The organism is Nodularia sp. UHCC 0506, from assembly GCF_034931045.1.
In the GTDB taxonomy this organism is placed as follows: Bacteria; Cyanobacteriota; Cyanobacteriia; order Cyanobacteriales; family Nostocaceae; genus Nodularia.
Genome location: NZ_JAYGHH010000031.1, coordinates 39,857 through 45,145 on the forward strand (window position 1 = coordinate 39,857; position 5,289 = coordinate 45,145).

Genomic DNA, 5,289 nt, shown 5'->3' on the forward strand with positions numbered 1-5,289 from the left:
GCGGTTTTGAATATCATACAATCTCACCACGACGCGATCGCCTGGTTTAATCCCCTTAAGAAATTTGGCCTTTTTGCCTTTCTTGCCCTTGATATTATATTTGTAATCACCCAAAAATCTTTCTTTTCGATAACCTTTGCGATGTTTTCCTTTGAAGGAAACGCGGGTAATTACTTCCGACAAATTACCAGATGGCTGCAAAATAGCCAGGCTAAAACCTTTACCTTTATATTTCCCCTTCGCCGCAGTCGCAACAACATTTGACTGGTTGGTGTTTTGTGAAGTGATAGTTTGACTCTGTGTCTGGCTAATTACTTGTTGGCTAGTGGTTTGTTGTGATGTTGTCGTCGCAACTATATACTGAGTCGAATCTTCATCTAGTTTGGCGAGTGTTCCAGACTGATTAGTTCTATATACCCACATTTGCTTTTGGTTGGCGGCCACTACTTGCCAACCCGGTACTACAGCTTGAGTGCAACTGACCGGAGATTTCAAACCCAAACAGCCATTTGACCAAGTTTGCTTTGTAGCTTGAACAATACGTAAAGTGGAAATTTTTACTCCTGTGCGTTGGGAGATGTCTCGTAAAACAGCGACTTTGATAGATTCTGGCAAATTTGCTTTCTTATCATCGTCATCGTCATCATCGTCATCGTCATCATCATCATCATCATCATCATCGTCATCATCATCCCTATCATCATCTGCCAATAAAAGCTGTTGTCCAGATGATGAATTAACTGATGTTTGTTCAACAGTGGTAGATATCCCTGAAGCGGCGTATGCAAAAGCCATTGGCGAAAACATTGCTACAAACATTGCAGCAAAAATCACTTTACTCATTAGAGCTAACGAACGTGGACTTATCTGTTTCATCTCACACCGTACCAATTGGCTATAAATTTACAGGGATAATACGTCCCTTTACTTATTAATCCCAATTAAGTAATGAAAATAACATTTCAGCCACATTATATTTACAGACTAGTCTCCATGAGCGAGATTAAGTAAGTACGGAAAAGTACGTAATAACACACCCTGCACTTAAATTTGTTTGATTGAAAATACTGAGGGCTTGCTGTTCGCGTAGCGTGCCGTTAGGCATAAAAGTTATTTGTGAGGATAGGGAATAGGGAACAGGGAATAAGTTTTTTAGACTTGTGTGTAGGTCGTAGACCCTTTGTGTACACGGTAGCCTGACAGTAGCGGGCAAAAATATTGTATTTTTGCCTTCTGCCTCCTGCCCTCCGCCTTTCTTCTGTCAATTCAATTCACTTCACGGGAAGAGTTACGGTGAATGCTGTACCTATCCCCACTTCGCTATTAACTAAAATCTCTCCACCATGCGCTTCAACACACTTCTTCGCAATGGCCAACCCTAAACCAGTTCCCGGAATTCCTCCAACATTGGCTGCACGATGGAAAGAGTGAAACAGCATTGGTAAATCTTGTTTGGGAATACCAATTCCCCAATCTTGAATACGGAAAGTTACCGCGTGTTCTTGAGCAATGAGTTCAAACTGAATTTTACCCCCTGGTTGTGAATATTTAATGGCATTGCCCAATAAATTCCCTAAAATATGACGCAGTAGCATTTCATCCCACACTGCATCAGCTAATTTTCCTACACTAGTGAATTCTATAGTTAAGTTTTTTTCCCGTGTATTCAATTGAGCTTCATCAATTAATTGTCGGCAGAATAATTCTAAATCTAAACAAACGAGTTCACATTCGAGTTTTCCAGCATCGGCTTTACCTATCAATGAAACTTCATCTAATAGCTGCGCCATGTTTTTGATTGCGGCACGAATCATTTCCAAATGATTATATTTTGTCTCTTGGGTGAGTTTGTCATCATAATTTTGCAGTAATCCCGCAGCTAAGAGAATGGTATTTAGAGGGTTACGAATGTCATGAGAGAGCATCGAAACAAATTCAGATTTAAACTGATTAAGTTCATGAGCTTTTACTAGTTCCGCAGTTCGTTCTTCCACCCGTACCTCTAAGCTTTGATTCACTGTGCGTAATGTTTCCAATGCTTGCTTACGCTCAATTGCATAACATATAGAACGAACTAACACATCAACATTGACCTGTCGTTTCACAAGATAATCTTGCGCTCCCTGGCGTACTGCCTCAATTGCTAAGTCTTCATCATTAGTATTTGTTAATACTACAATTGGGGTACTGGAAGCATGATTCATCAGTACAGGTAGGGATGACAATCCTTGACTGTCAGGTAAGGTAAGATCCAATAAAATCACGTCATAACTTTCCCTAGTTAATGCGTTAAGTGCTTCATTTAATCGCTTCACATGAGTTAAGCGAAATTCTTTAGAGTCTGCTTGCCGCAAAAATTCTAGCAACAACCTAGCTTCTGGCAAGCTGTCTTCAATTAACAAAACTTTTACTAAGTTGCTCACAGTCATAATCTTGTGGTTCACCCCCTATTTTTAAGTGCTGAGTTTTGAGTGCTGAGTTTTGAGTTAAGAAAGTGCTGAGTGCTGAGTCTTCACTCCGATGGTAGGGTGACGGTAGATAGCCAGAAGTCTTCGATGCCTTTGACGATTTGAAAAAGCTGGCTGAGGTTGCGGGATTTAGTGATGTAGCAATTCACGTGTAGGTCGTAACTGTGAAAAATATCATCTTCATTCCGGGAAGTTGTTAAAACTACTACCGGAATGCGTTTAAGTGTTGGATCAGCTTTAATTTCTGCCAGTACTTCTCGACCATCTTTTTTGGGCAAATTCAAATCCAGCAAAATCAGGTCTGGACGAGGTGCATCAGCATACTCGCCTTCCTGATGTAAATAAGCCATTGCATCCATACCATCTCTGACTATTACCACTTGGTGCGGTATTGAGCTGTTTTTTAATGCTTCTTGGATTAGGCGGACATCGGCTTTGTTGTCTTCAACCAAAAAGATGGTTTTGAGTTTTTCTTCCGTTTCTACGCTCACGGTCACGTCCTCCCACGGGAATCGTAAAATAGAAGGTTGAACCTTCTCCCAGTTGTGATTCTACCCAGATCCGCCCCCGATGGCACTCAATAATCTTTTTGCAGATGGCTAGACCCATACCTGTGCCGGGATATTCATCGCGGGTGTGCAAGCGTTGAAAGATGATAAAAATGCGATCGCTAAATTGAGGATCTATACCTATACCGTTATCTCGCACCGAAAATAACCACTCATCTTCTAACCTTTCGGCTCCTATATGGATTTGTGGTGGTTCATGGCTGCGGAATTTGATGGCGTTGGCAATGAGGTTGAGAAATAGCTGCATCAGTTGGGTACTACCAGCCATGACGGTGGGTAAGGGGTCATGGGTAATGGTTGCCCCAGTTTCGGTAATGCGTTGGCGTAAGTGGCTGAGGGCGCGTTCTAACGGTGTTTCTACTTCTGTCAGTTGAAAGGCGATCGCCTGCGTATCTACTTTAGAATATACCAACACGTCATCAATTAAGGTCTGCATCAAGCTGACTCCTTCGACGGCATAAGTAATAAATTCCTTAGCATCTGCATCCAGTTGTGCTTCATAGCGCATCTCTAACAACTGCACATAATTTGCCACTTGATTTAATGGTTCTTGCAAGTCATGGGAGGCGACGTAGGCAAACTTTTTCAGTTCGGCGTTGGAACGTTCTAAATCATGGGCTAATTGTGCTAGTTCATCAGCTTGACGTAGAACAATATTCACAATTGCTTTTCGCAATTCTAATGCAGCTTTAATTTCCACATATCGCCAAGGTAAAGAAGTGAGGCTGACTGTTTCTTTCCACAGTTCAAATGATTTCCGGGGACACAAACGCACATTACCATCTGTGTGACTCACTTCAAAAGCTTTATTAGGATCACCACCCCAATTCACCGTTTGAATTACTTCTGGTCGGAACCATAAAACATAATTGCGCTGGGAAATGGGAATTGCTAATAAACCACTGGCGACCTTTTTTAATCTTTCGGCATCTGGATAGATTTGAGGCAAAGAATCTGTGTAGAAAACTTCATCTTCAACATTATTTTTTAACCACTGTACTAAAAAATTTAGGTCTTCTGGTTGAGGAGTTTCTCCAATTACTGTACATTCTTCACCAAAACAGACAGCCGCACCTTGAGCGCTGGTTAAATCCAACAAATTCGGCTGATTTTTCACCAAACCATCAATGAAGTTTTCTTCTTGAGACATATATTCCACTAGCTTGGTTTGAATATATGTCAAATTCATCCGGTAGTCGTAATCTTCTGTTTCCTCTCTAGCAGAAATTTCCGAAAATATGACTCGCCCTAAAAATTCACAAGCTTTCCGCAATTCATAGGAAACATATTTGGGTACTTGATGATGACAAGCTATTAATCCCCAGAGTTTTTGGTCTTTAATTAAGGAAATAGTCAACGAAGCACCTACACCCATATTGTGTAAGTATTCTGTATGACAAGTCGCGGCGCTGCGGAGAATAGAATTAGTTAAATCAACCGGACGATCATCGCTGACTGGATTTTGAGCAGGTATAATCTGTACTGACTGGGCATGAGAATCGGGAATGATTCGGATGGAATTAGCAACAAATAATTTTCTGGCTGGTTTGGGTATATCTGACTCAGGGTAATGCAAGCCTAAGTACGGTTCCATATTTTCTAGTTTTTCTTCGGCGATGACTGAACCATGTCCATCATCATCAAATTTATATAGCATCACCCGATCAAATCCCGTGACTTTTCGGACTTCCTGGACAATTATTTGACAAAAGTCATGCAAATTTGCCGTTGTTTCTAATTGATTAATCGAAGCTTTGGCTAAATGATAAAAGCTCAAAAAAGGAATATTTTCACGAGAAACTGCGGGTTCTAGCTCTAGAATCAAAAATCCTTCGGAATTGCGGTGAAAAACTGCATCAAATACTGCATAATCATCACCTTTTTTTCGTACCCAAATTTTTGTAGGATTGATAAATTCCAGATTTCCTTCTGATATACCTGTTTTAATTCTTTCAATTTGAAACGGATCTAGTAGGTCTTCCAGTTTTGTTTGCAAAATGTTTTCAGGATGAATCCCAAAAATACTCCAAGTATTATTACTAATTTGCAATATTTTTAAATCTGGTTCTTCTAAAACCAAAAGCACCCCGTGGGGTTGAATATGCTTAAAAAGATGTATGGGAGCCTCTTTTAAGCTATTTACATTAATCCCTGACAGTTCTAATTCTATAGTCATTAAGATCCTCCTCTGTTATTTGGGAGCATCAAAAGTAGAATAGATATTTTTTATGACATATTTTTATAGTCATATA

Annotated in this window: 3 protein-coding genes and 1 pseudogene; all 4 read right to left on the reverse strand. The window is 40.2% G+C overall.

Translation table 11 applies throughout. The features are described 5' to 3' along the window. A pseudogene (locus VB654_RS16625) lies at nt 1–843 on the reverse strand (S-layer homology domain-containing protein); the annotation flags it as partial. Nucleotides 844–1,271: 428 nt separating this feature from the next. After that, entirely contained in the window at nt 1,272–2,429 is a 1,158-nt protein-coding gene (locus tag VB654_RS16630; protein WP_323214903.1) for a hybrid sensor histidine kinase/response regulator, read from the reverse strand. A gap of 83 nt (nt 2,430–2,512) precedes the next feature. Then, nucleotides 2,513–2,959, reverse strand: coding sequence for a response regulator (locus tag VB654_RS16635; protein WP_323214904.1), 447 nt, complete (start codon nt 2,957–2,959; stop codon nt 2,513–2,515). Further along, nucleotides 2,913–5,213 (reverse strand): ATP-binding protein, encoded by a 2,301-nt coding sequence (locus VB654_RS16640; protein ID WP_323214906.1) that lies wholly within the window; start codon nt 5,211–5,213, stop codon nt 2,913–2,915. Before VB654_RS16640 ends, VB654_RS16635 begins: the two co-directional genes overlap by 47 nt. Between the last annotated feature and the right edge of the window lie 76 nt (nt 5,214–5,289).

What these genes read in the sequence shown, in the direction of transcription:
- VB654_RS16630 (WP_323214903.1), bottom strand. Translation starts at nt 2,429, where the DNA reads ATGACTGTGAGCAACTTAGTAAAAGTTTTGTTAATTGAAGACAGCTTG.
- VB654_RS16640 (WP_323214906.1), bottom strand. Translation starts at nt 5,213, where the DNA reads ATGACTATAGAATTAGAACTGTCAGGGATTAATGTAAATAGCTTAAAA.